Origin of the sequence: Bradyrhizobium sp. HKCCYLS3070, assembly GCF_051167575.1 — a bacterium.
In the GTDB taxonomy this organism is placed as follows: Bacteria; Pseudomonadota; Alphaproteobacteria; order Rhizobiales; family Xanthobacteraceae; genus Bradyrhizobium.
This window is the reverse complement of record NZ_JBNPTI010000002.1, coordinates 744857-766121: the sequence shown is the minus strand read 5'-3', so window position 1 is coordinate 766121 and position 21265 is coordinate 744857. Positions and strand designations below refer to the sequence as shown.

The 21265-nt window shown below is 67.9% G+C and carries 22 protein-coding genes; 15 read left to right on the top strand and 7 right to left on the bottom strand.

What is annotated here, in order from left to right:
- Nucleotides 1–207: 207 nt before the first annotated feature.
- The 5 genes from ACQR03_RS12180 (at nucleotide 208) to ACQR03_RS12160 (ending at nucleotide 3459) form a co-directional block, all read left to right on the top strand.
- The gene (locus tag ACQR03_RS12180; protein ID WP_316183790.1) at nucleotides 208–693 is read left to right on the top strand and encodes a tRNA (cytidine(34)-2'-O)-methyltransferase; all 486 of its coding nucleotides are present in this window, start codon (nucleotides 208–210) and stop codon (nucleotides 691–693) included.
- Complete coding sequence (gene queE, locus ACQR03_RS12175) at nucleotides 690–1322, top strand: 7-carboxy-7-deazaguanine synthase (RefSeq protein WP_316193427.1); 633 nt, start codon at nucleotides 690–692, stop codon at nucleotides 1320–1322. Before ACQR03_RS12180 ends, queE begins: the two co-directional genes overlap by 4 nt.
- Nucleotides 1323–1339: 17 nt before the next feature.
- Nucleotides 1340–1708, top strand: a complete 369-nt coding sequence (locus tag ACQR03_RS12170) for a 6-pyruvoyl trahydropterin synthase family protein (RefSeq protein WP_315750453.1) — start codon at nucleotides 1340–1342, stop codon at nucleotides 1706–1708.
- A gap of 103 nt (nucleotides 1709–1811) precedes the next feature.
- Nucleotides 1812–2699 carry an oxygen-dependent coproporphyrinogen oxidase gene (gene hemF / locus ACQR03_RS12165; protein ID WP_315717287.1) on the top strand — a complete coding sequence of 296 codons (888 nt, stop codon included), beginning with the start codon at nucleotides 1812–1814 and terminating at the stop codon, nucleotides 2697–2699.
- A 31-nt stretch (nucleotides 2700–2730) separates the two neighbouring features.
- On the top strand, nucleotides 2731–3459 hold the full coding sequence (locus tag ACQR03_RS12160) for an HAD family hydrolase (protein WP_315750400.1): 729 nt from the start codon (nucleotides 2731–2733) through the stop codon (nucleotides 3457–3459).
- A gap of 18 nt (nucleotides 3460–3477) precedes the next feature.
- Here ACQR03_RS12160 and ACQR03_RS12155 read toward each other — a convergent pair whose 3' ends face one another.
- Nucleotides 3478–4392: a LysR family transcriptional regulator gene (locus tag ACQR03_RS12155; protein ID WP_316167446.1), complete on the bottom strand. Its 915-nt coding sequence runs from the start codon at nucleotides 4390–4392 to the stop codon at nucleotides 3478–3480.
- A 119-nt stretch (nucleotides 4393–4511) separates the two neighbouring features.
- On the opposite strand from ACQR03_RS12155, the gene ACQR03_RS12150 reads away from it, so the two are divergent.
- From ACQR03_RS12150 to ACQR03_RS12140, 3 genes are all read left to right on the top strand, one after another.
- A complete protein-coding gene (locus tag ACQR03_RS12150) occupies nucleotides 4512–5141 on the top strand; it encodes a DsbA family protein (protein ID WP_315717290.1) in 630 nt (209 codons plus the stop codon).
- Between the two features lie 108 nt (nucleotides 5142–5249).
- A complete protein-coding gene (locus ACQR03_RS12145; protein ID WP_315717291.1) occupies nucleotides 5250–6149 on the top strand; it encodes an MBL fold metallo-hydrolase in 900 nt (299 codons plus the stop codon).
- 71 nt (nucleotides 6150–6220) lie between these two features.
- Complete coding sequence (locus tag ACQR03_RS12140) at nucleotides 6221–6643, top strand: diguanylate cyclase (protein WP_315799359.1); 423 nt, start codon at nucleotides 6221–6223, stop codon at nucleotides 6641–6643.
- Nucleotides 6644–6653: 10 nt separating this feature from the next.
- Here ACQR03_RS12140 and ACQR03_RS12135 read toward each other — a convergent pair whose 3' ends face one another.
- From ACQR03_RS12135 to ACQR03_RS12115, 5 genes are read right to left on the bottom strand one after another with little or no spacing between them, the layout of a single operon-like run.
- On the bottom strand, nucleotides 6654–7430 hold the full coding sequence (locus ACQR03_RS12135) for a TSUP family transporter (protein ID WP_316167442.1): 777 nt from the start codon (nucleotides 7428–7430) through the stop codon (nucleotides 6654–6656).
- On the bottom strand, nucleotides 7427–8677 hold the full coding sequence (locus ACQR03_RS12130; RefSeq protein ID WP_315826989.1) for a CCA tRNA nucleotidyltransferase: 1251 nt from the start codon (nucleotides 8675–8677) through the stop codon (nucleotides 7427–7429). The genes ACQR03_RS12135 and ACQR03_RS12130 overlap by 4 nt, the downstream gene beginning before the upstream one ends.
- Nucleotides 8674–8937 carry a DUF6111 family protein gene (locus tag ACQR03_RS12125; protein WP_315750395.1) on the bottom strand — a complete coding sequence of 88 codons (264 nt, stop codon included), beginning with the start codon at nucleotides 8935–8937 and terminating at the stop codon, nucleotides 8674–8676. The genes ACQR03_RS12130 and ACQR03_RS12125 overlap by 4 nt, the downstream gene beginning before the upstream one ends.
- The gene (locus ACQR03_RS12120) at nucleotides 8934–9593 is read right to left on the bottom strand and encodes a CoA pyrophosphatase (RefSeq protein WP_409977949.1); all 660 of its coding nucleotides are present in this window, start codon (nucleotides 9591–9593) and stop codon (nucleotides 8934–8936) included. Before ACQR03_RS12120 ends, ACQR03_RS12125 begins: the two co-directional genes overlap by 4 nt.
- Nucleotides 9594–9601: 8 nt before the next feature.
- Complete coding sequence (locus tag ACQR03_RS12115) at nucleotides 9602–10204, bottom strand: DUF1285 domain-containing protein (protein ID WP_316192281.1); 603 nt, start codon at nucleotides 10202–10204, stop codon at nucleotides 9602–9604.
- Between the two features lie 264 nt (nucleotides 10205–10468).
- Here ACQR03_RS12115 and ACQR03_RS12110 point away from each other — a divergent pair, with 264 nt between their 5' ends.
- From ACQR03_RS12110 to ACQR03_RS12080, 7 genes are all read left to right on the top strand, one after another.
- Nucleotides 10469–11467, top strand: coding sequence for an AAA family ATPase (locus ACQR03_RS12110; protein WP_315717298.1), 999 nt, complete (start codon nucleotides 10469–10471; stop codon nucleotides 11465–11467).
- Nucleotides 11467–12423 carry a DUF58 domain-containing protein gene (locus ACQR03_RS12105; RefSeq protein ID WP_315750392.1) on the top strand — a complete coding sequence of 319 codons (957 nt, stop codon included), beginning with the start codon at nucleotides 11467–11469 and terminating at the stop codon, nucleotides 12421–12423. Before ACQR03_RS12110 ends, ACQR03_RS12105 begins: the two co-directional genes overlap by 1 nt.
- Nucleotides 12420–15242: a DUF4159 domain-containing protein gene (locus ACQR03_RS12100; RefSeq protein ID WP_434841233.1), complete on the top strand. Its 2823-nt coding sequence runs from the start codon at nucleotides 12420–12422 to the stop codon at nucleotides 15240–15242. Before ACQR03_RS12105 ends, ACQR03_RS12100 begins: the two co-directional genes overlap by 4 nt.
- Before the next feature lie 2 nt (nucleotides 15243–15244).
- Nucleotides 15245–15391, top strand: a complete 147-nt coding sequence (locus ACQR03_RS12095; protein ID WP_315750390.1) for a hypothetical protein — start codon at nucleotides 15245–15247, stop codon at nucleotides 15389–15391.
- Nucleotides 15388–17451 (top strand): hypothetical protein, encoded by a 2064-nt coding sequence (locus ACQR03_RS12090; protein ID WP_315750389.1) that lies wholly within the window; start codon nucleotides 15388–15390, stop codon nucleotides 17449–17451. The genes ACQR03_RS12095 and ACQR03_RS12090 overlap by 4 nt, the downstream gene beginning before the upstream one ends.
- 187 nt (nucleotides 17452–17638) lie before the next feature.
- Nucleotides 17639–18010, top strand: coding sequence for a DUF2946 family protein (locus ACQR03_RS12085; RefSeq protein WP_316201122.1), 372 nt, complete (start codon nucleotides 17639–17641; stop codon nucleotides 18008–18010).
- Nucleotides 18011–18167: 157 nt separating this feature from the next.
- Entirely contained in the window at nucleotides 18168–20495 is a 2328-nt protein-coding gene (locus ACQR03_RS12080; RefSeq protein ID WP_434841390.1) for a TonB-dependent receptor domain-containing protein, read from the top strand.
- Nucleotides 20496–20632: 137 nt separating this feature from the next.
- Here the strand turns inward: ACQR03_RS12080 and ACQR03_RS12075 are convergent, their stop codons facing one another.
- On the bottom strand, nucleotides 20633–21145 hold the full coding sequence (locus tag ACQR03_RS12075; protein ID WP_315717304.1) for a GNAT family N-acetyltransferase: 513 nt from the start codon (nucleotides 21143–21145) through the stop codon (nucleotides 20633–20635).
- Nucleotides 21146–21265: the final 120 nt, after the last annotated feature.

Below are 21265 nucleotides of genomic sequence, written 5' to 3'. Positions count from 1 at the left end.
GTGACCGGGAGATCCTGCCGGCGCCCGCGTCCCCCGCGGCGGCAGAAAACGGCTCGCTCCACCGCCCCTGGGGAACAAGCCGTCCAGAATCGTTCTATTGGCACCCTTGCGATACGAGCGCAAGCCCGCTATCGGCCCTGCAGCACGCCATGCACCAATTCCCGCTTCGGAAGCGGACTTTCCGCCTCAGTCCTAAGACCAATTCGCATGCAGATCGCGCTCTATCAGCCCGACATTCCGCAGAACACCGGAACGATTCTGCGCCTGTGCGCCTGCCTCGGGCTCGCGGCCCACATCATCGAACCGGCGGGCTTTCCTGTGTCTGACCGGCAGTTCCGCCGCGCCGGCATGGACTATCTGGACCAACTGAATTGGCGGCGGCACGATTCCTGGAGCGCGTTCGAGGCCTGGCGGTCCGCAGAGGGCCATCGCCTGCTGCTGCTGACGACCAGGGCCGCGACCTGCTATCTCGACTTCAGTTACGGCGCGGACGACATCCTGCTGCTCGGGCGCGAGAGCGCCGGCGTGCCGGACGGCGTGGCGGCGGTCGCCGATGCGCGGCTGCGGATTCCGCTGCAGCCGGGGCTGCGCTCGCTGAACGTGGCGATGGCCGCGGCGATGGCCGCCGGCGAGGCGCTGCGCCAGACCGGACAATTCGTCCAATTGCAATCCGCACAAGGAGCCGGAGGGTGAGCTACGCGGTGAAGGAAATCTTCATGACCCTGCAGGGCGAAGGCGCCCAGGCGGGCCGCGCTGCCGTGTTCTGCCGCTTCGCTGGCTGCAACCTGTGGAGCGGCCGCGAGGCCGATCGCGCAACCGCGACGTGCCGGTTCTGTGACACCGACTTCGTCGGCACCGACGGCACGCTGGGCGGCCGTTATGAGACCGCCGCAGCGCTGGCCGAGGCCATCGGCGGGCAATGGACAGGCGGGGCCGCCGACCGCTATACGATCCTCACCGGCGGGGAGCCGCTGCTGCAGGTCGATGCCGACCTGATCGAGGCGCTCCACGCCCGCGGCTTCGCGGTCGGGGTCGAAACCAACGGCACGCTCATTCCGCCCGACGGGATCGACTGGATCTGCGTCAGCCCGAAGGCCGGCGCCGAGCTGAAGCTGCGGCAGGGCCACGAGCTGAAGCTGGTCTACCCGCAACACGGGGCCGAGCCGGAGACGTTCGCGGGGCTTGCCTTCGAGCGCTTCTCGCTGCAGCCGATGGACGGGCCCGAAGCGGCCGCGAACACGGCGCGCGCCATTGATTACTGCCAGCATCATCCGGAATGGCGGCTCAGTCTGCAGACGCACAAGATGATCGGCATCAGGTAGGGATTGTGACTGACACGATGTGGGAATTGACCAAGTCGTTCACCTTCGAGGCCGCGCATACGCTGCCGATCACGACGCTCGGCGAAGCCAGCCAGGAGATCCATGGCCACTCCTTCCGCGCCGAGGTGACGGTGCGCGGCGATGCGACCCATCCCGAGACCGGCATGGTGGTGGATTTCGGCGTGCTGACGCAGCGGCTGAGCGAGATCCAGGCCATGCTCGACCACAAGTTCCTGAACAAGATCGAGGCGATCGGGCTGCCGACGCTCGAGAACCTGTCGCGCTTCATCTATGAGCGCGTCCGCTCGATCGGCCATGTCACCAAGGTCAGCGTCCACCGCGACAGCTGCCGCGAGACCTGCACCTATTTCGGTCCGCAGGGCTGATCGATTGTGGTAGGACCGAACCGTAGCGACAACAGCGCTGTCACCTCCGGCTGTCATGGACGCTTGACGGCAGGGTGAGCGCCAATGTGCCAGGGGAACGTCCATGACCACCGCCGCCATCGAGGATCGCAAGGCCCGCGCCCGCGCCTGGTTCGAGAGCCTGCGCGACCAGATCTGCGCGGCGTTCGAGCGGCTCGAGGACGAGGCGCCGGCTGACCTTTATCCGCGCACACCGAGCCGGTTCGTCCGAACGCCGTGGGAGCGCACCGACCATGCCGGCGGCCCGGGCGGCGGCGGCGTCATGAGCATGATGCACGGCCGGCTGTTCGAGAAGGTCGGCGTGCACTGCTCGACCGTGCATGGCGAGTTCGCCCCGGAATTCCGCAGCCAGATTCCCGGCGCCTCGGAAGACCCGCGGTTCTGGGCCTCGGGCATCTCGCTGATCGCGCATCTGTGGTCGCCGCACGTGCCGGCGGTGCACATGAACACGCGCTTCGTCGTCACGACGAAAGCCTGGTTCGGCGGCGGCGCCGACCTGACGCCGGTGCTGGACCGCCGCCGCACCCAGGAGGACGCGGATACGCTGGCCTTCCACGCCGCCATGAAGGGCGCCTGCGACGCCCATGCCGCGGTGGCCTCGTACGACAAGTACAAGCGCTGGTGCGACGAGTACTTCTATCTGCCGCACCGCAAGGAGCCGCGCGGCATCGGCGGCATCTTCTACGACCATCACGATTCCGGCGACTGGGAGGCCGACCTCGCCTTCACCCAGGATGTTGGCCGCGCCTTCCTGAAGGTCTATCCCGAGCTTGTCCGGAGCAATTTCAGCAGCCCCTGGACCGCCGCCGACCGCGAGGAGCAGCTCATCCGCCGCGGCCGCTACGTCGAATTCAACCTGCTTTACGACCGCGGCACCACATTTGGGCTTAAAACCGGCGGCAATGTCGACAGCATTCTGTCCTCGATGCCGCCCGAGGTGAAATGGCCCTGAAACTCGATTTGTTGAACCGCGTAGATTGATCATGACCGCCGCCCTGCCCCGCGCCATGCTGATCGACATGGACGACACCATCCTGTCGGCCTATGGCCGTCCCGAGATCGCCTGGAATATCGTCGCCACCGAGTTTGCCGACGAACTCGCGCCGCATACGCCGCAGGCGGTGGCCGCCGCGATCCTGGCCTCGGCACGCAGCTTCTGGTCGGTCGCCGGCGCCGAATGGCGGATGAAGCTGATCCAGGCGCGGCAGGAGGTGGTGAAGGACGGCTTCGCGGCGCTCGCCGGCCACGGTCCTGCTCTACCGACCGAGCTCGCGATCCGCATCGCCGATCGCTTCACCGGCTATCGCGACGAGCAGATGTTCGTCTTCCCCGGGGCGCATGAGGCGATCGACGCATTCAAGGCGCGCGGCGTCAGGCTGGCGCTCGTCACCAACGGCGAGGCCGGCCAGCAGCGCGCCAAGATCGAGCGCTTCGCGCTGGCGCACCGCTTCGACCACATCCAGATCGAGGGCGAGCACGGCTTCGGCAAGCCCGAGGAGCGCGCCTATTGGCACGCGATGGAGCGGCTCGGCGTCGGCCCGGAAGACACCTGGATGATCGGCGACAATCTCGAATGGGAGATCGTCGCGCCGCAGCGGCTCGGCATCTATTCGATCTGGATCGACGTCCATGGCGACGGCCTGCCGGAAGGCACCGACGTCAAGCCCGACCGCATCATCCGCTCGCTGACCGAGCTGGTGCCGGCGGGCTAGGCCCGCGCGGCGCCGGCGTCACTTCGCGCGCCGCGGACCTCCGGCGACTGCGCGCTTGTGCGCCTCCATCAGCATCGCCACGAAGGCCGTCACCTTCGGCGGGCGAAAGCGCGCCGCTGGGAACACGGCGTGGATGCCTCCGGACGGCAGTGTCCAGGACGGCAGGATGGCCACGAGGCGGCCGGCCGCGAGATCGTCCCTGATCAGGAAATCGGGCAGCACCGCCAGGCCGCCGCCGGCCAGCGTCGCGGCGAGCACCGCCGGCGTGGTGTTGATGGTAAGCGTCTGGCTCATCTCGACGCTCTCGCGCTCGACGTCGCCTTTCATGAACTGCCAGGTGAGCGGCTCCCTCAGCGCGGCATTCGCAATGAACGGCAACGCGGCGAGGTCGCGCGGATGCGCGACGCGCCTGACCACGTTCGGCGCGGCCACCAGCAGCTGCCGGAAGCTGCCGACCCGGCGGGTCTGCAGGGTGGAATCGTCGAGCCATCCCACGCGGATCGAGAGATCGATCTGGCTGGCGACGAGGTCGATCTTGCTGTCGGCGAGGATCAGCTCGACCCGGCAGGCCGGATAGGTCCGCGAGAACTCGGTTGCGATCGCGGCGAGCGTGCAGGTGCCGTAGTCGTTCGGCGCGGCGATGCGCAACAGTCCCATCGGCTCGGCGTTGCTCTGCGCCAGCTCGGCCAATGCGCTCTCGGCCTCGCGCAGGATGGCAGCACAGCGGGCATGCAGCAGGCGACCGGCTTCCGTCGGCTCGACCCTGCGCGTGGTCCGCACCAGCAGGTCGGTTCTGAGCTCGCGCTCGAGCTGGGCGACCTGCTGGCTGACCACGGCTTTGGTGATCCCGAGCCGATCGGCCGCGCGGGTAAAGGACGCTGCGTCCACCACGGCCGCGAAATAGACGAGGCGGTTGAGATTGATCGCCTCCATGCCTGCGGCTCCTTCTATTGTCCATTAACAGCATACAGTCTGTCTCATTATGCTGTATTTATGGACAAACGAGAACCCGCTATCTCGGCGCCATGCCGCTCCAAGACAGGGTTCCGGAAATGCGACTGACCTATCTGTTCGACCCGCTCTGCGGATGGTGCTACGGCGCCGGCCCGGCGGTCGAGACGCTCGCCGCCCACGACGCCATCACGCTCGAGCTGCTGCCCACTGGCCTGTTCGCCGGCCGTGGCGCCGGCAGGATGGATGCGCAATTCTCCGAATATGCCTGGAGCAACGACCAGCGCATCGCCAAGCAGACCGGCCAGCGTTTCACCGACGCGTACCGCACCCGCATTCTCGGCGCGGGCGGCGCCTTCGATTCGACAGCCGCATCGCTCGGCCTGACGGCGGTCCACGTCACCGACCCCGGCCGTGAGCTCACGGTCCTCAAGGAGCTGCAGCTTGCGCGCTACGTACACGGGCAGGACATCGTGAGCGTCGCGGGCGTCGGCGAAGTCCTTCGAGCGCTGGGCCTTGCGAGCGCCGCCGAGCGGATGCTGGCCCGGGATCACGCGCTGGTCGAGGCCTATGGCCGCCGGCTCCAGACCGCGCATAGCTTGATGCGACGCTACGGCTTGTCCGGTGTCCCGGCCCTGCTGGCGGGTGACGGCGAGCGGCAGAGGCCGCTGCCGGGCAACGCCTTGTACGAACCGCTCGACGGCCTGCTCGCACAACTCGGAGCAGCCTGAGCCGCTCCGTACTCGATGCCTGGCACAATCCACCCAGCCGTCGCACACGGCCGGAGCGCCGCCTGCTGCCCGGCCTCATCGTTTTATCACTCCAAGAAAGAGACTGACATGCCGACACGGAGACAGATCATGACGACAGCGATTGCAGGGACCGCCGCAGCCATTCTCGGTGCATCGGACAGCGGCCGTGCCGCTGGCAGCAAGCTGGTCTGGACACACTTTCCCGCCGGCCCGAACGGCTTCTTCCGCGCGCCCGTGCTGCTGAGGGGCCCCACCGAAGCACTGCTGATCGACGGCGGCTTCAACTATCCGGACGGCCGCGCGGTGGCGGCCGCAATCAAGGCGAGCGGCAAGACGCTGACGGCCATCTACATCAGCCAGTCGGACCCGGACTACTACTTCAGCCTCAAGCCGATCCGCGAGGCCTTTCCCGGCGTGAAGGTGATCGCCGCCACGGCGACCATCGAGGCGATCAAGGGCAATGTCGAGAAGAAGCTCGCCGTCTGGGGCCCGCAGCTGAAGGAGAACGGCCCGCAGACGATGGCCGACATCGTTCTGCCCGAACCGTTCGATGGCCCGTCGCTGTCGGTCGATGGCGAGACGATCGAGATCGTCGCCGCCGAGGGGCTGGCCAATCGGCGCTATCTCTGGGTGCCCTCGCTCGCAGCCGTATTCGGCGGCGTCATGATCTTCTCGGGTGTCCATGTCTGGACGGCCGACACCCAGAGCAAGGAGCAGCGCGCAGCCTGGATCGCGACCCTCGACAAGATCGCTGCACGCGCTCCGACGGTGGTGGTCGCCGGCCATGCCGTGGCGGACGCCGCCACCGACCTGTCGGGTGTTCGGCACACCAAGTCCTATCTCATCGCGTTCGAGGAGGAGCTCGCCAAGGCCAAGGACGCCGCAGCCCTGAAGGCCGCAATGGAGGCGAAGTTCCCCGGCCTCGGCATGGGCGTGGCCCTCGACATCGGCGCCAAGGTGGCGAAGGGCGAGATGAAGTGGGGCTGATGCAGGCCGCGGCCACATCAGGCTGACATGACAGAAGCGCCGGCCCGTCAGGACCGGCGCTTCGGCCTTTCGTGGATGGCCGCGTCGTGCCTCAGGCCGGGCGCTCGGCGACGTTGGGACGCCATTTGATCAGGCGGCTCTCGACGAGGTCGAGCAGCGCGTCGATGCGCGCGGAGGAGCTGCGCGCCCGCGTCGAGGCGCTCAACATCAGCTATGGCGTGGGCATGCTGCCGCGGGTGACGATCTCGGTCGGCGTCGCCGCCTATCCCGAGGCCGGCCTCGATCTGACGGAGATCCTGCGCGTCGCCGACGGCGCGCTGTACCGCGCCAAGCACAAGGGCCGCAACCGGGTCGAGCTCGCCTCCGGCGGCATGGTGCCGCCGCTCGACGAGGTGACGAACCGGGCCGTCGCCGCGCTCGATGCCATCGTGGCACGCGCCGAGACCGGCACCATCACGCCATCCGATCGGGACACGGACCAGCAGGTGGCTTGACGCCGGAAGGCTACGCCGCCGGCAGCAGATGCCGCAGCGCCGATGCGATCATCACGCCGCCGCCGGTGATGACGGCGGCGTCGAGGATGGCGGCGTGGATGTGCACCGGCATGCGGGCGACGAAGGCCTTGGCGAGGAACGCGCCGGGCACCGCGACCGCGCCGATCAGGAGCGCGAACGCCAGCACCTGCACGGTGACCACGCCGGCCAAACCAAACACCGAGATCTTGATGACGCCCGTCGCCACCGAGATCATCGCGTCGGTGGCGATGACCGCGGCGCCTTCGAGTCCGGCGGCCATCAGCAGCGACAGCAGGATCACGCCGGAGCCGGAGGTGCCGCCGACCAGCACGCCATAGCCGACCGCTCCGGCAGCAAGCCCGCCATTGCCGATCCTGACCTCGCGCTTGCGCAGGATCCGCCGCAGCGGAACGCTCATGATGAGCATCGTGCCGATCACGAACGCCGCGCCGGCATTGGTCAGTCGCGTGTAGCCGTAGGCGCCGAGCGCGGTCGTGAGCGCGGCTGCCGCGATGACGATTCCGGCGCGCGTACGGTCGGCATGGCTGATATAGGCGACGACACGGCTGAGATTGGTGAGGATCGCCGAGATCGCGATGATCGGCACGACCGGCTCGGCCCCGACCATCGGCACCAGCACGAGCGGCATGAGAGCGCCGGTGCCGTAGCCGGCAAGACCACCGATGATGGAAGCGAACAGAGCGACGGCAGCGACGAGCAGGAGTTGCAGCAGCGAGATGTCGGCAAAACCTGCCAGAAAATTCATGAACGTCCGTCGCGGTTGACACGCGCCGCCGCCTGATCGGCGATCGCGTTCAGCGATGCCTCGTCGAGCGGGAAGTCCGCGGCTAACCAAGCATCCTCTGCGAGGGTAAGCACATGACCGAGAAGCGGCCCCTCCGCAACCCCGCGCGCGATGAAATCGGCCGCCTTCAACGGCAATTTCGGCGGCGTGAAGCGCTGCGGCAACAGCGCACGCTCGCGCCAGCGCCGGTCGTCGCGATCGCGCGCCCGCGCCCAGCCGAGCATCAGGCGGTCGCGATAGACGGTCTCGCCGAGACGATACAGCAGACGCCGGACTCGCGCCTCGTCGGCGGAAGCGAACCGCCACCAGCGATGGCCCATGCCGTCGAGCGCCTTGGTCTCGGCGTTGGAGAGCTTCAGCCTGACGCCGAGACGGCGCGCATCCTCGGTCACGGCGACCGCGAGCGCCGCGAGACGGCGGACCGGGCTCGGCGAAAGCTCCAGCTCGCGCTCGATGCCGATCATCGCGGCGAACGGACCGAGATAGGCGACGCCGCCGAGGATCGCCGTCAGCAACCCGCCATCCGCCATCGCCGTGACCGCGCCGACAGCGCCGTCGGTGACGAGCAGCTTCAGCATCTCCATGCGCACGCGCTCGGCTGACAGCGTGGCGAGCCCGGCACGGCCGGCGATGCAGGCCAGATAGCCCTCGCAATCGGGGGCGCCGTGACCGAACGCCGAATGGATGCGGAAGAAGCGCAGGATGCGCAGATAGTCCTCGGCGATGCGCTGGGCGGGGTCGCCGATGAAGCGCACGCGGCGCTGGGCGATGTCGGCGAGGCCGCCGACGTGATCATGCACCACGCCGTCCGGCCCGACGGAGAGCGCGTTGATGGTGAAGTCGCGCCGGTGCGCGTCGCCGACCCAGTCGCGGCCGAACTCGACCTTGGCCTTGCGGCCGAAGGTCTCGGTGTCCTCGCGCAGGGTCGTGATCTCGAACGGATGGCCGTCCAGCACTAGCGTCACGGTACCGTGGTCGATGCCGGTCGGCACGCTCTTGATCGACGCCGCCTTGGCACGCCGGAGCACCTCCGCCGGCAGCGCCGTGGTCGCGATGTCGATGTCGCCGATGGCGATGCCGAGCAGCGCATTGCGCACGGCGCCGCCGACCACCCGTGCTTCCTCGCCATCGCAATTGAGCAGCGCGAGCACGCGCGCGGCGGGACCGGACGAGAGCCAGGGCGCGTGCAGCACCCGCGCGTCGATCATTTCTCGACCCCTGGAACGAGCCTGCCGTTCTCGACATGAGCGGGGACGTAGGTCGAACGCGGCGGCGCGCCGGAGAACTCGGCGATCAGGACCAGACTTGCAATCACCAACACCAGGGCCGCCACCGTCAATTTTGTGGTCAGATGAAAGGGCCAGTTGGCCGGCACCAACAGCCCCGATTTGGTCGCGAGCAAGAACAACACATAAACCGCAAAAGGAATGAGGAAAATTCCGATTTCCGTCAACACGCCACGGATCATGGCCGACCGATCCGCTCGTACAACACCCGAAGGATGCCCGCTGTCGCGCCCCATATGTAGCGCTCGGCGAACGGCATCGCGTAATACGAACGCTCCATGCCGCGAAACTCCTTGGAATGCAGCTGGTGATTGGCGGGGTCCATCAGGAAGGCCAGCGGCACCTCGAAGGCGTCGTCGACCTCGCCCTCGTTGATCTTGAGCGTGAATCCCGGCCGCACCCGCGCCACCGTGGGCAGGATGCGGAAGCCGAAGGCGGTGCCGTAGACGTCGAGATAGCCGATCGGGTCGACGAAGCTGCGGTCGAGCCCGATCTCCTCTTCGGCTTCGCGCAGAGCGGCATCGAGCGGAGAGGCATCGGTGACGTCGATCTTGCCGCCGGGAAAGGCGATCTGTCCGGCATGGCTCGAGAGGTTCGGCGAGCGCTGGGTCAGGAGGACGGTCGGCTCGGGGTGGTCGACCACCGGGATCAGCACCGCCGCGGGGCGGATCGGCTGCTCGCGGGAGATGATCTCGAGCATGCGGTCGGTGCCGGAATCTCCACTGGCCGGAATGACGTCCGGATCCAGCAGGGCCTGCGGAACATCGAAGCGCAGCCGCGCGCGGCCCCGCGCGAAGAAATCGGCCGAACTGAGTTCAGCGGTCCTGTTCCTCACCATGGGCTGGTTCAAAGCGCCGCCCTCACCTCTTCTGCGTCGGCCATGGGGAAGAACGCGCCGCCCGACCCCACGCCGAACATCACACGACCATCGATCATCCGCTCCTCACCCATGTCAACAAGCTCGTAGTACAGCGCCCGCGTCACCTTGGCCCAGAGATCGGCTCGCACATGCAGATAGGGCGTCAGGCCGCCGCTCTCGCCGGGCTCGAAGCGCAGCCGGTGCTCGGCATCGCACGCGACCCAGTCGTCGACATTGGTGCGGAAATGCAGCAGCGGCCCGCCCGCATCGCTCTCCGTCCGCATTTCTACGGCCGTGAAGGGGGCATCATCGACGCGGATGCCGACCTTCTCCACCGGCGTGACCAGAAAATAGCGGTCACCCTCGCGCTTGAGGATCGTTGAGAACAGCCGCACCAGCGCCGGCCGCCCGATTGGCGTGCCCATGTAGTACCAGCTACCATCACCGGCGATTCGCATGTCGAGATCGCCGCAGAATGGCGGATTCCACAAATGCACCGGCGGCAGTCCCTTTGCGGATGTGCCAGCCTGCGTTGCCGCCGACGTCAGCCGATCGAGTCCGTTGTCGGTGGTCTGCCCTTGCTTCGCCATGGTTTGCCTTGAGTTTGCGTCCACCTTGGCACGATTGGTGCAAGATTCCATCGCCGTCGTCTGTGCAAAAGTTCCTGGCGGCCCTGCAGGTCATGTAAGGTCGCCATAACGTGATGCCGTCAATACCCCGTAATGCCGATAATATGGGGATAGTTTAACTCAACGAATACAGCGCCTTCGCATAGGTTGGCATCCGCTTCCCGGCAAACTGGAGCGGAACGTCCGTCCGAAAGTTCAAGATGCGGGGCAGAAGGAGCGACGGAAATGGCTGAGAGTGCCGAGAAGCTCGAGGATGCGATCGTCCGGTCGGCCGAACAGGTCTCCGGCCAGATCCGAGCGGCAAAGGATGCGATCTCCGGCGTCATCTTCGGCCAGGACCGGGTGGTGGAAAACACGCTGGTGACCATCCTGTCCGGCGGCCACGCGCTGCTGATCGGCGTCCCCGGCCTCGCCAAGACCAAGCTGGTCGAGACCTTGGGCGTGACGCTCGGCCTCGATGCGAAGCGCATCCAGTTCACGCCGGACCTGATGCCGTCGGACATTCTGGGCGCTGAGGTGCTGGACGAAAGCGCCGGCGGCAAGCGCTCGTTCCGCTTCATCGCCGGCCCGGTGTTTGCGCAACTCCTGATGGCCGACGAGATCAACCGCGCCAGCCCGCGCACGCAGTCGGCGCTGCTGCAAGCCATGCAGGAGCAGCACATCACGGTTGCAGGCGCCCGCCATGACCTGCCGAAGCCCTTCCACGTGCTCGCGACCCAGAATCCGCTGGAGCAGGAAGGAACCTATCCGCTTCCCGAGGCTCAGCTCGACCGCTTCCTGATGGAGATCGACGTCGACTATCCGGATCGCGATGCCGAGCGCCGCATCCTGTTCGAGACCACCGGCGCCGAGGAGAGTGCCGCCAAGGGCGCGATGACGGCCGATGCGTTGATCGCGGCCCAGCGCCTGGTGCGGCGGCTGCCGGTCGGCGATTCCGTGGTCGAGGCGATCCTGTCGCTGGTGCGCTCGGCGCGTCCCGGTCCCGAGGCCGGAGAGGCCGGCAAGCTGATCGCCTGGGGCCCCGGTCCCCGCGCCAGCCAGTCGCTGATGCTCGCGGTGCGCGCCCGCGCGCTGCTCGACGGCCGGCTCGCGCCCTCGATCGACGACGTGCTCGATCTCGCCGAGCCCGTGCTCAAGCACCGCATGGCGCTGACCTTCCCGGCGCGCGCCGAGGGACGCACCATTCCGGACGTGATCCGGCAATTGAAGAGCCGGATTGGCTGATGGCCGCAGCGACAGGGCACGCCGACAAGGAGATTCTCGCGATACGGCGTGCCGATGGCGAAAGCCGGACGCTGGCATCGTCGCTGCCGCGGCTGGTGCTGGAAGCCCGGCAGATTGCCGCCAACGTCATTCATGGCCTGCATGGAAGGCGCCGCGCGGGCTCAGGCGAAAGCTTCTGGCAGTACCGCCGCTTCGTGTCCGGTGAGCCGTCGCAGCGCGTCGACTGGCGCCGCTCCGCGCGCGATGACCATCTCTATGTCCGCGAGCAGGAATGGGAGGCCGCGCACACGGTGTGGATCTGGCCGGACCGCTCGCCGTCGATGGCCTTCGCGTCGAAGGGCGCGCGCGACAGCAAGCTCGAGCGCGCCCTGATCGTGACCTTCGCCCTGGCCGAACTGCTGGTCGCCGGCGGCGAACGCGTCGGCATTCCCGGCCTGATCAATCCGACCGGAAGCCGCAACGTGATCGACCGAATCGCGCAGGCGATGCTGCATGACGAAGCTGTCAGGCCGAGCCTGCCGCCGTCCTTCGTCCCCTCGGCGCTCGCCGAGATCGTCGTGCTGTCGGATTTCTGGTCGCCGATCTCCGAGATCAGCACCATGCTGGCGGGCCTGTCCGCGTCCGGTGCACACGGCACGATGGTGCAGGTGGTGGATCCCGCCGAGGAGACCTTCCCCTATTCGGGCCGCGTCGAGTTCGTCGAGCCGGAAGGCGGCGAGGTGATCACGGCCGGCCGCGCCGAGAGCTGGGCGCAGGACTACGTCGCTCGCGTGGCGCTGCATCGCGACCAGATCCGCGCCGAGACCGGCAGGCTCGACTGGCTGTTCACAACCCACACCACCAGCCGCTCGGCCGCCGAGCTGCTGCTGTTCCTGCATGCCGGCATGACCACGGCCAAAGGTAGCGCGCGCGGCGGCGTCAAAGTGGGCGCTGGCCCCGGAGGGCTCGGCGCATGATGGGCCTGCCGCTGTCGTTCGCCGAACCGCTGCTGCTGACCGGTCTCGTCAGCCTGCCGGTGCTGTGGTGGCTGCTGCGGGTGATGCCGCCGCGGCCGCGCCGCATCGAGTTTCCGCCGACCCGGCTGTTGTTCGACATCACGCCCAAGGAAGAGACGCCGTCGCGCTCGCCCTGGTGGCTCACCCTGCTGCGGCTGGTGGCGGCGGCGCTGGTGATCTTCGCCGCAGCCGGCCCGATCTGGAATCCGCGCACCGACGCCGTCGGCAGCAAGGCGCCGCTGGTGCTGCTGCTCGACGACAGTTGGAGCGCGGCCGCAAGCTGGGACACGCGCATCAGGGCCGCCGACGAGATCATCGCCAACGCCGATGCCGACCGCCGCGGCGTCGCGCTGCTGCCGCTGTCGGAGCCCGCGCGTGACCTCACCTTGATGCCGGCCGGTGCTGCGCGCGTCGCGCTGCGCCAGATCGCGCCCAAGGCCTACACGACCGAGCGCGCCGACGCGCTGCCGCAGCTCGATCGCTTCCTGAAAGCGACCGGCGATGCCGAGATCATGTGGTTCTCCGACGGTGTCGATCCCGGCCGCGGCAGCGAGTTCGTGGGGGGTCTCGCCAAGACGATCGGCGACCGCAGCCTGACCGTGTTCGAAGGCGGCACGCCCTCGCCGCTGGCGCTCGCTGGCGCCGAGAACGCGGCCGCCAAGATGACGGTGAAGGTGCTGCGGGCGGATCTCTCCGTTCCGGGCGGCATCGTGCGGGCGCTCGATGCCAAGGGCTCGCCGCTCGGCGAGGCACAGTTCAGCTTTGCCGCCGGCGCGCACGACGCCGAGGCGAGCTTCGACCTGCCGGTCGAGCTGCGCAACGACATCACCCGGCTCGAGATTGCGGGCGAGCGCTCGGCCGGCGCCGTGCAGTTGCTCGACAAGCGCTGGCGCCGCCGCGCCGTCGGCATCGTCTCCGGCGCAACCAGCGACACCGCGCAGCCGCTGCTCGCACCGACCTTCTATCTCACCCGCGCGCTGTCGCCGTTCGCCGATCTCAGGCTCGGCGATCGCGGCGCCCCGCAGCAGGTCATCACGCAGTTCCTCGACCAGAAGGTGCCGATGATCGTGATGGCCGACGTCGGCACGCTGTCGCCGGAGCTGCGCGACCGTCTCAACGGCTGGATCGAGAATGGCGGCGTGTTGGTGCGCTTCGCCGGCCCGCGCCTGGCGCAGGGCGACGACGACCTCGTGCCGGTGAAGCTGCGCCGCGGCGGCCGCACCCTGGGCGGCAGCCTGACCTGGGAGAAGCCGCAGCACCTGGCCGCGTTCGCCGCCGACGGCCCGTTCGCCGGCATCACTGTCCCGAAGGACGTCACCGTCAACCGCCAGGTTCTCGCCGAGCCCGACGCCGTGCTGGCGACCAAGAGCTGGGCGTCTCTTGAGGACGGCACGCCGCTCGTCACCGGTGAGCATCGCGGCAAAGGCCTGATCGCGCTGTTCCACGTCAGCGCCGACATGCGCTGGTCCGATCTGCCGATGTCCGGCGCCATGGTCGAGATGCTCCGCCGCATCGTCGACATGTCCGGCTACACCTCGACGCCGGGCCCTGGTCCCGCGGGTGAGACCGCCAAGGCCACGCTGGCGCCGCTGCACATCCTCGACGGCTTCGGCGCCTTCGGACCGCCGCCTTCGACCGCCAAGCCGCTACCGGCTGATTTCAACGACCGGGCTTCGCTGGATCATCCGCCCGGATTCTATGGCCCAGCCGAGGGACCTACCGCAGTGAACACGCTCAGCCCCGCCGATCGCATTCTGCAGCTCGACACGGCAGCGCTGCGCGCCAACCGCGCCAGCTACACCACCGCCGAGCCGCGCGATCTCCGGGGCATCCTGCTGTCGACCGCACTGCTGCTGTTCCTGATCGACGCCGTCATTGTCGCCCTGCTCGGCGGCGTGCTGGCCGCGTTGGCAAGACGACGGCGTGCGGCCCCCGCGGCCATCGCGCTTGCGGTGCTGGCAACCGGCGCCCTGCTCGCGGTCGCGATGCCGGCGCCCGCACGCGCCGACGCCGCCAGCGATGATTTCGCGATGCGCGCAGTGTCACAGACGCGGCTTGCCTATGTCGTGACCGGCAATGCCGACGTCGATTCCATCGTCAAGGCCGGGCTGACCGGGCTGACCTTGTTCCTGGCGCAGCGGACCGCGCTTGAAGCCGGCGATCCCGTCGGCGTCGATCCCGCGCATGACGAGCTTGCCTTCTTCCCGCTGATCTACTGGCCGATCGTGCCGGGCGTGCCGAAGCCGCCGCAGGACGCGATCAACAAGATCGACGCCTACATGAAGCAGGGCGGCACGGTGATCTTCGATACCCGCGACGCCGTCGAGGCTCCTCCGGGCGAGAACGGCGCGCAGCAGACCCCGGGCATGCAGTCGCTGCGCGAGATCCTGTCGTCGCTCGATGTGCCCGAGCTCGAGCCGGTGCCGCGCGAGCACGTGCTGACCAAGACGTTCTACCTGCTGCGCGACTTCCCCGGCCGCTTCACCGCGGGCCAGACCTGGGTCGAGGCGCTGCCGAAAGATGAGGACGAGGACAGCGCCTCCCGTCCGGCGCGTGGCGGCGACGGTGTCTCACCGATCATCATCACCTCCAACGATCTCGCCGGCGCCTGGGCCATCCGCCCCGACGGCCAGGCCATGCTGCCGATGGTTCCGGGCGAGCCACGGCAGCGCGAATTCGCCTTCCGCGCCGGCGTCAACATCGTGATGTACACGCTGACCGGCAACTACAAGGCCGACCAGGTGCACGCGCCCGCGCTGATCGAACGGCTCGGGCAGTGACAATGCGCGTCGTCGGCCTCGATATCGCAACAACAATGGTTGTCATGGCCGGGCTTGACCCGGCAATCCACGAGCAGCGACGCTGGCTGCGCGACGTGGATGCCCGGCACGAGCCCGGGCATGACGACAACTGCGAGTTTGCCTCATGAACTACGGCATCGCGTTCACACCTCTGGTTCCGCCGATCGTGCTGTGGCTTGCGATCGGCGCGATCGTCGTCATCGCCGCGCTCCTGTTGCTCGGCCGCTCGCGTTCGGCCTGGATCCGCGTCACCGCGCTGGCCTTGATCGCACTCGCGCTGGCCAATCCGCAGTTCACGCGCGAGGACCGCGAGCCGCTGAGCTCGGTCGCCGCCGTCGTGGTCGACAAGAGCCCGAGCCAGAATTTCGGTGACCGCAACAAGCAGACCCAGGCGGCCCAGGAGTCGCTGGTCGACAGCTTGAAGAAGATCAAGGGTCTCGAGGTCCGCGTCGTCGATGCCGGCCAGGCCGACGGCGAGACCGACGGCACGCATCTGTTCAGCGCGCTGACCTCGGCGCTGTCGGACGTCCCCGTCGATCGGGTCGCGGGCGCCTTCATGATCACCGACGGCCGCGTTCACGACATTCCCGGCAACGTGGCCGCACTCGGCTTCCAGGCTCCGCTGCAGGCCCTGATCACGGGCCAGAAGGCCGAGCGCGACCGCCGCATTGCGATCACCGCCGCGCCGCGCTTCGGCATCGTCGGCCAGCCGCAGACCATCAGCTTCCGGCTCGACGACCAGGGCGTCAGCGGCGCCAGCGCGAAGGTCGTGATACGCCGCGACGGCGAGGTCATCAGCGAGCGCACCTTGACCAGCGGCCAGGCCGCCAATGTCGACGTCGACGTCAAGCACGAAGGCCAGAACATCGTCGAGATCGAGGCCTCGCCGCTCGACAACGAGCTGACCCTCGTCAACAACCGCGCGGTGGTCTCGATCGATGGCGTCCGCGACAAGCTGCGCGTGCTCCTGGTGTCGGGCGAGCCGCATTCGGGCGAGCGCACCTGGCGCAACCTTTTGAAGTCGGACGCCAGCATCGATCTCGTCCACTTCACGATCCTGCGGCCGCCGGAGAAGCAGGACGGCACCCCGATCAACGAGCTGTCGCTGATCGCGTTTCCGACCCGTGAGCTGTTCCAGCAGAAGATCAACGAATTCCAGCTGATCATCTTCGACCGCTACGCCCGCCAGGGCGTGTTGCCGATCGCCTATTTCGACAACATCGCGCGCTACGTCCGCAATGGCGGCGCGGTGCTGGTCTCGGCCGGCCCGGACTACGCCTCCAACACCAGCATCTGGCGCACACCGCTCGACTCGGTGCTGCCCGCCGAGCCGGTCGGCGTCACCGAGAAGCCGTTCTATGCGCATCTGTCTGACGCCGGAAAACGCCATCCGGTGACGCGCGGCCTCGAAGGCTCGGGCTCCGAGCCGCCGCGCTGGAGCCGCTTCTTCCGCACCGTGGAGACGCGCAATGCGGTCAGTCCGCCGGTCATGACCGGCGCCGACGGCAAGCCGCTGCTGCTGCTGTCGCGCTTCGGCGCCGGCCGCGTCGCGCTGCTGCTGTCCGACCACATCTGGCTGTGGGCACGCGGCTACGAGGGCGGCGGACCGCATCTCGACCTGCTCCGGCGCATGTCGCACTGGCTGATGCAGCAGCCGGATCTCGACGAGGAAGCGCTGCGGCTGCAGATTCAAGGCAAGGATCTCGCCGTCATCCGGCAGACGATGGGCGACAGCGTCCCGCCGGTGACCGTGACCTCGCCGTCGGGCCAGACGCGTGAGCTCACTCTGAGCCAGGGCGATCCCGGCGAATGGCGCGCGACCCTTCCCGCCAACGAGCTCGGCCTGTGGCAGGCGACCGACGGCACCTTGAAGGCGCTGATCAATGTCGGCCCGACCAATCCCAAGGAATTCTCCGAGGTCACCTCGACCACCGAAACCCTGAAGCCGCTGGCACAGGCGACGGGCGGCGATGCCCGCCGCATCGGCGACGGCTCGGGCATCGACATGCCGCGCATCGTCCCGGTGAGGTCATCGACCTTGTTCAGCGGCGACGGCTGGATGGGCGTGCGCATGCGCGATGCCAGCGTGGTCAAGGGCGTCGGCGTGCTGCCGATGTTCGCCGGCGTGATCGGCCTCTTGCTGCTGCTCGGCGCGCTCGCCGCGACCTGGGTGCGCGAGGGACGCTGACACGAAGACACAAGCACGCACCACCGCGGCGCGCCACGTGGCGCGAAGGGCACAGCGACGGGGATTCCGACCACCGTTGCAGTGCACTGATTGACAGCTGTGAAGCTCCCTTGCGATGTTATATTGTAACAAAGGCTGAGCCTCTCAGCCGAACGGGGTGGCCTATTCATATGAGCCAGAGCTGGCGATGAGCTGGTTTCGCGCGAACATCAAGGATGTCTCGCGGCTCGCGCTGCTGGCGCTGGTGCTGCAATTCGCGCTCGCCTTCGGCCATGTGCATTGGCTCGCCGGACAAGCCCGGGACGGCGGCGGCATCTCCATCGCCGAGCGGCACACTGGTCCCTCTCCCGCTGACCAAGATCCCGATCAACAGCCGTCGCCGGATGGCTGTGCCATCTGCGCCGTCACGGCGATGGCGCAGTCGATCCTGCTGTCACCGGCGCCAGTTCTGACGCCTCCTGAAGCGGTCGCATTCCGTCTGCCCGATGCGATCACCGCCACTGTCGCGGCTGTCGTCGTCGACACCGCCTTCCAGCCGCGCGCTCCTCCCACCGCCTGATCTGAGCTGCTCGAAACGCTGCCCTGCGCGCGAGCGCACGGCGGCCGCGTGAAGGAATGGTCCGTCGCACGACGACGGCAGGCGCATCCCGCCGGCAACGAAAGACGTGGGACGCCTGATCAGGATCAGGAAGTGAAAGATGTTGTCGAGAGCCTTGATGTCGGGCTGCAGCGCCGCAGCCATGTTGTGCGCTTTGGGTGCGCCCGCGCGCGCTGACGATCCTGCGAAGCCGGCGGCCGAACTGCCCGAGGTCACAGTGACCGCACCGAGCCCGATCCGTGCCCGCAAGCCGGTGGTGCCGCGGCCCAATCCCGCCCCGCGCGTGGCCCGGAGCGGCCCACACACGCCGGCGCCCGCGCGCGAGGCACAGACCGCGCCGCCCCCGCCGCAACAGGGCGTGCTGCCTGTCGTCACCGACCAGTTCGCGACCGTCACCGTGGTGCCGAACGAGGAACTGCGCCGCTCCGGCGCCGCCACGCTCGGCGACCTTCTCAATTCGAAACCCGGCATCACCGGATCGAGCTTCGCGCCGGGCGCATCGAGCCGGCCGATCATTCGCGGCCTCGACGTCAACCGCGTCGGCATCGTCGAGAACGGGCTCGGCGGCGGCGGCGCCTCGGATCTCGGCGAGGACCATTTCGTGCCGATCGATCCGCTCACCAGCGACCAGATCGAGGTGGTCCGCGGCCCCGCGGCGCTACGCTACGGCTCGACCTCGATCGGCGGCGTCGTCAGCGCCACCAACAACCGCATTCCGCAGGCCCTGCCGACCTGTTCGACCGCGCCGTTCCAGACCTATGGCCTGCCGGCGAGCGCTCCGGCCGCGGGCAGCGCGCCCTGCGTTACCGCGGAAACGCGCAGCTCGTTCAGCTCGGTCGACCGCGGCGTCGAGGGCGGCGTGCTGCTCGATGCCGGCGGCGGCAATTTCGCGCTTCATGCCGATGCCTACGGCCGCAAGACCGGCGACTACTCCATTCCCGGCTATCCCTATCTGTTCGACCAGACCCGCCCGGTGAACGGCCGACAACCGAACTCCGCCGCGCAGAACGATGGCGCCTCGATCGGCGGCAGCTACTTCTTCTCAGGCGGCTTCGTCGGCGCCGCGATCACGCAGACCGATGCGCTCTACCACATCCCCGGCATTGGCGGCGCCGACAGCCGGACCCGGATCGATGCGCACCAGACCAAGATCACCGCGAAGGGCGAGTATCGCCCGGACTCCGCGGCAATCGACGCGATCCGGTTCTGGGCCGGCGCGACAGACTATCGGCACAATGAGCTCGGCCTTGCAGCCGTCACCGACCCGACCACCGATGGCGTGCGCCAGACCTTCACCAATCGCGAGCAGGAAGCGCGCGTCGAGATGCAGATGATGCCCGTCAATCTGCGCTTCGCCACCCTGACGACCGCCTATGGCGTGCAGGCCGGGCACCAGGAGCTGAATGCGCCGAGCCCCGACAATCCCGGCTCGGTGTTCAACGGCCTGTTCGGCCCCAACACCAACAACCGCGTCGCCGGCTATGTCTTCAACGAGTTCGCCTTCTCGCCCTCGACCAAGGCGCAGGTCGCCGGCCGGATCGAGCACATCGCGCTGAACGGCTCCACGCCGAACTTCCCGGTCGACTATCTGCCGGACGGCACGCCGCAGGCCAACATCGCCCGAAATCCGTCATACACGCCGAAGAGCGCGAGCGTCGGCCTGTTGCAGAACCTGCCGGGCGATCTGGTGGCGAGCGTGACCGCGCAATATGTCGAGCGCGCGCCGAAGCCAGCCGAGCTGTTCTCGCGCGGCGGCCATGATGCGACCGCAACCTTCGACATCGGCAATCCGAACCTGACCATCGAAACCGCCAAGACCGTCGAGGCCGGGCTGCGCAAGGCCACCGGCCCGTTCCGCTTCGAAGCCACGGCCTACTACACGCAGTTCAGCAACTTCATCTATCGCCGGCTGACCGGCGTGATGTGCGGCGACGATTTTGCCTCCTGCGGCACCACCGGCACCGAGCTGAATCAGGCGGTCTACTCGCAGCGCAACGCGCTGTTCCGCGGCTTCGAGTTCCAGAGCCAATTCGATGTTGCTCCGCTCGGCAGCGGCATCTGGGGCATCGAGAACCAGTTCGACGTCGCCCGCGCCACCTTCGCGGACGGCACCAACGTGCCGCGGATTCCGCCGATGCGCGTCGGCGGCGGCCTGTTCTGGCGCGATGCCAACTGGCTGACCCGCATCAACCTGCTGCACGCCTTCGCGCAGAACGACATCGCGCCGATCGCGGAGACTCCGACGCCGGGCTACAACCTGCTCAAGGCGGAGGTCAGCTACCGGACCAAACTCGATGCGAACATGTTCGGCGCGCGCGAGATGCTGGTCGGCCTCGTCGGCAACAATCTGCTCAACGAGAAGATCCGTAATTCCGTGTCCTACACCAAGGACGAGGTGCTGCTGCCCGGCATCGGCGTGCGGATCTTTGCCAACCTCAAATTCTGATTCGAGGAGGGCGCAGAACGCGACCAATCTGCGCCCCCTCCTTCGTCATTGCGAGGAGCGAAGCGACGAAGCAATCCAGAGACGTGGGCGGAACTCTGGATTGCTTCGCTTCGCTCGCAATGACGGAGAGACCGAGATTACTTCGCGTAATCCCAATCGGGCCGGATCGCACCCTCGACGCCCTCGAACGCGCCCTCGATCAGTTCGTTCACCAGCAGCCGGTTGTAATCCACCGGTCCCGGCATGATCGCCCTGCCCTTCGGCACCGGCTTGAAGCCGACGCGCGCGTAGTAGGCCGCGTCACCCACCAGCAGTATCAAGCGGTGGCCCTGCGCCCGCGCGTCCACGACCGAGCGCTCCATCAGCATGCGGCCGATGCCGTGCTTGCGGAACGGCGGCTCGACCGTCAGCGGCCCGAGCATCAGCGCCTTGGTGTCGCCGACGCAGATCGGCAGTTGCCGCACCGAGCCGACCAGCAAAGTGCCGATATGGGCGGTGAACGACAGCGCGAGCAGATGATCGACATGCTCGCGCAAGCGGTAGGCGCTCAGCACGAAGCGGCCGGGGCCGAAGGTGCGCTCATGCAGCCGCTCGATCGCCTGCGCGTCGCCCGGCTTTTCGGCGGAGATCGTAATGGACAGGTCACTCATGTGGGGTGGCGAGATAGCATTCTGGAGCGGCGCGGTCCATGGCGGGCCGTCCACGTGTTGACAGCATTCGCCCGCCCCCGAGGGTCACCGATGCCAGTTTTCTGAGCATTCGCGCGGCGT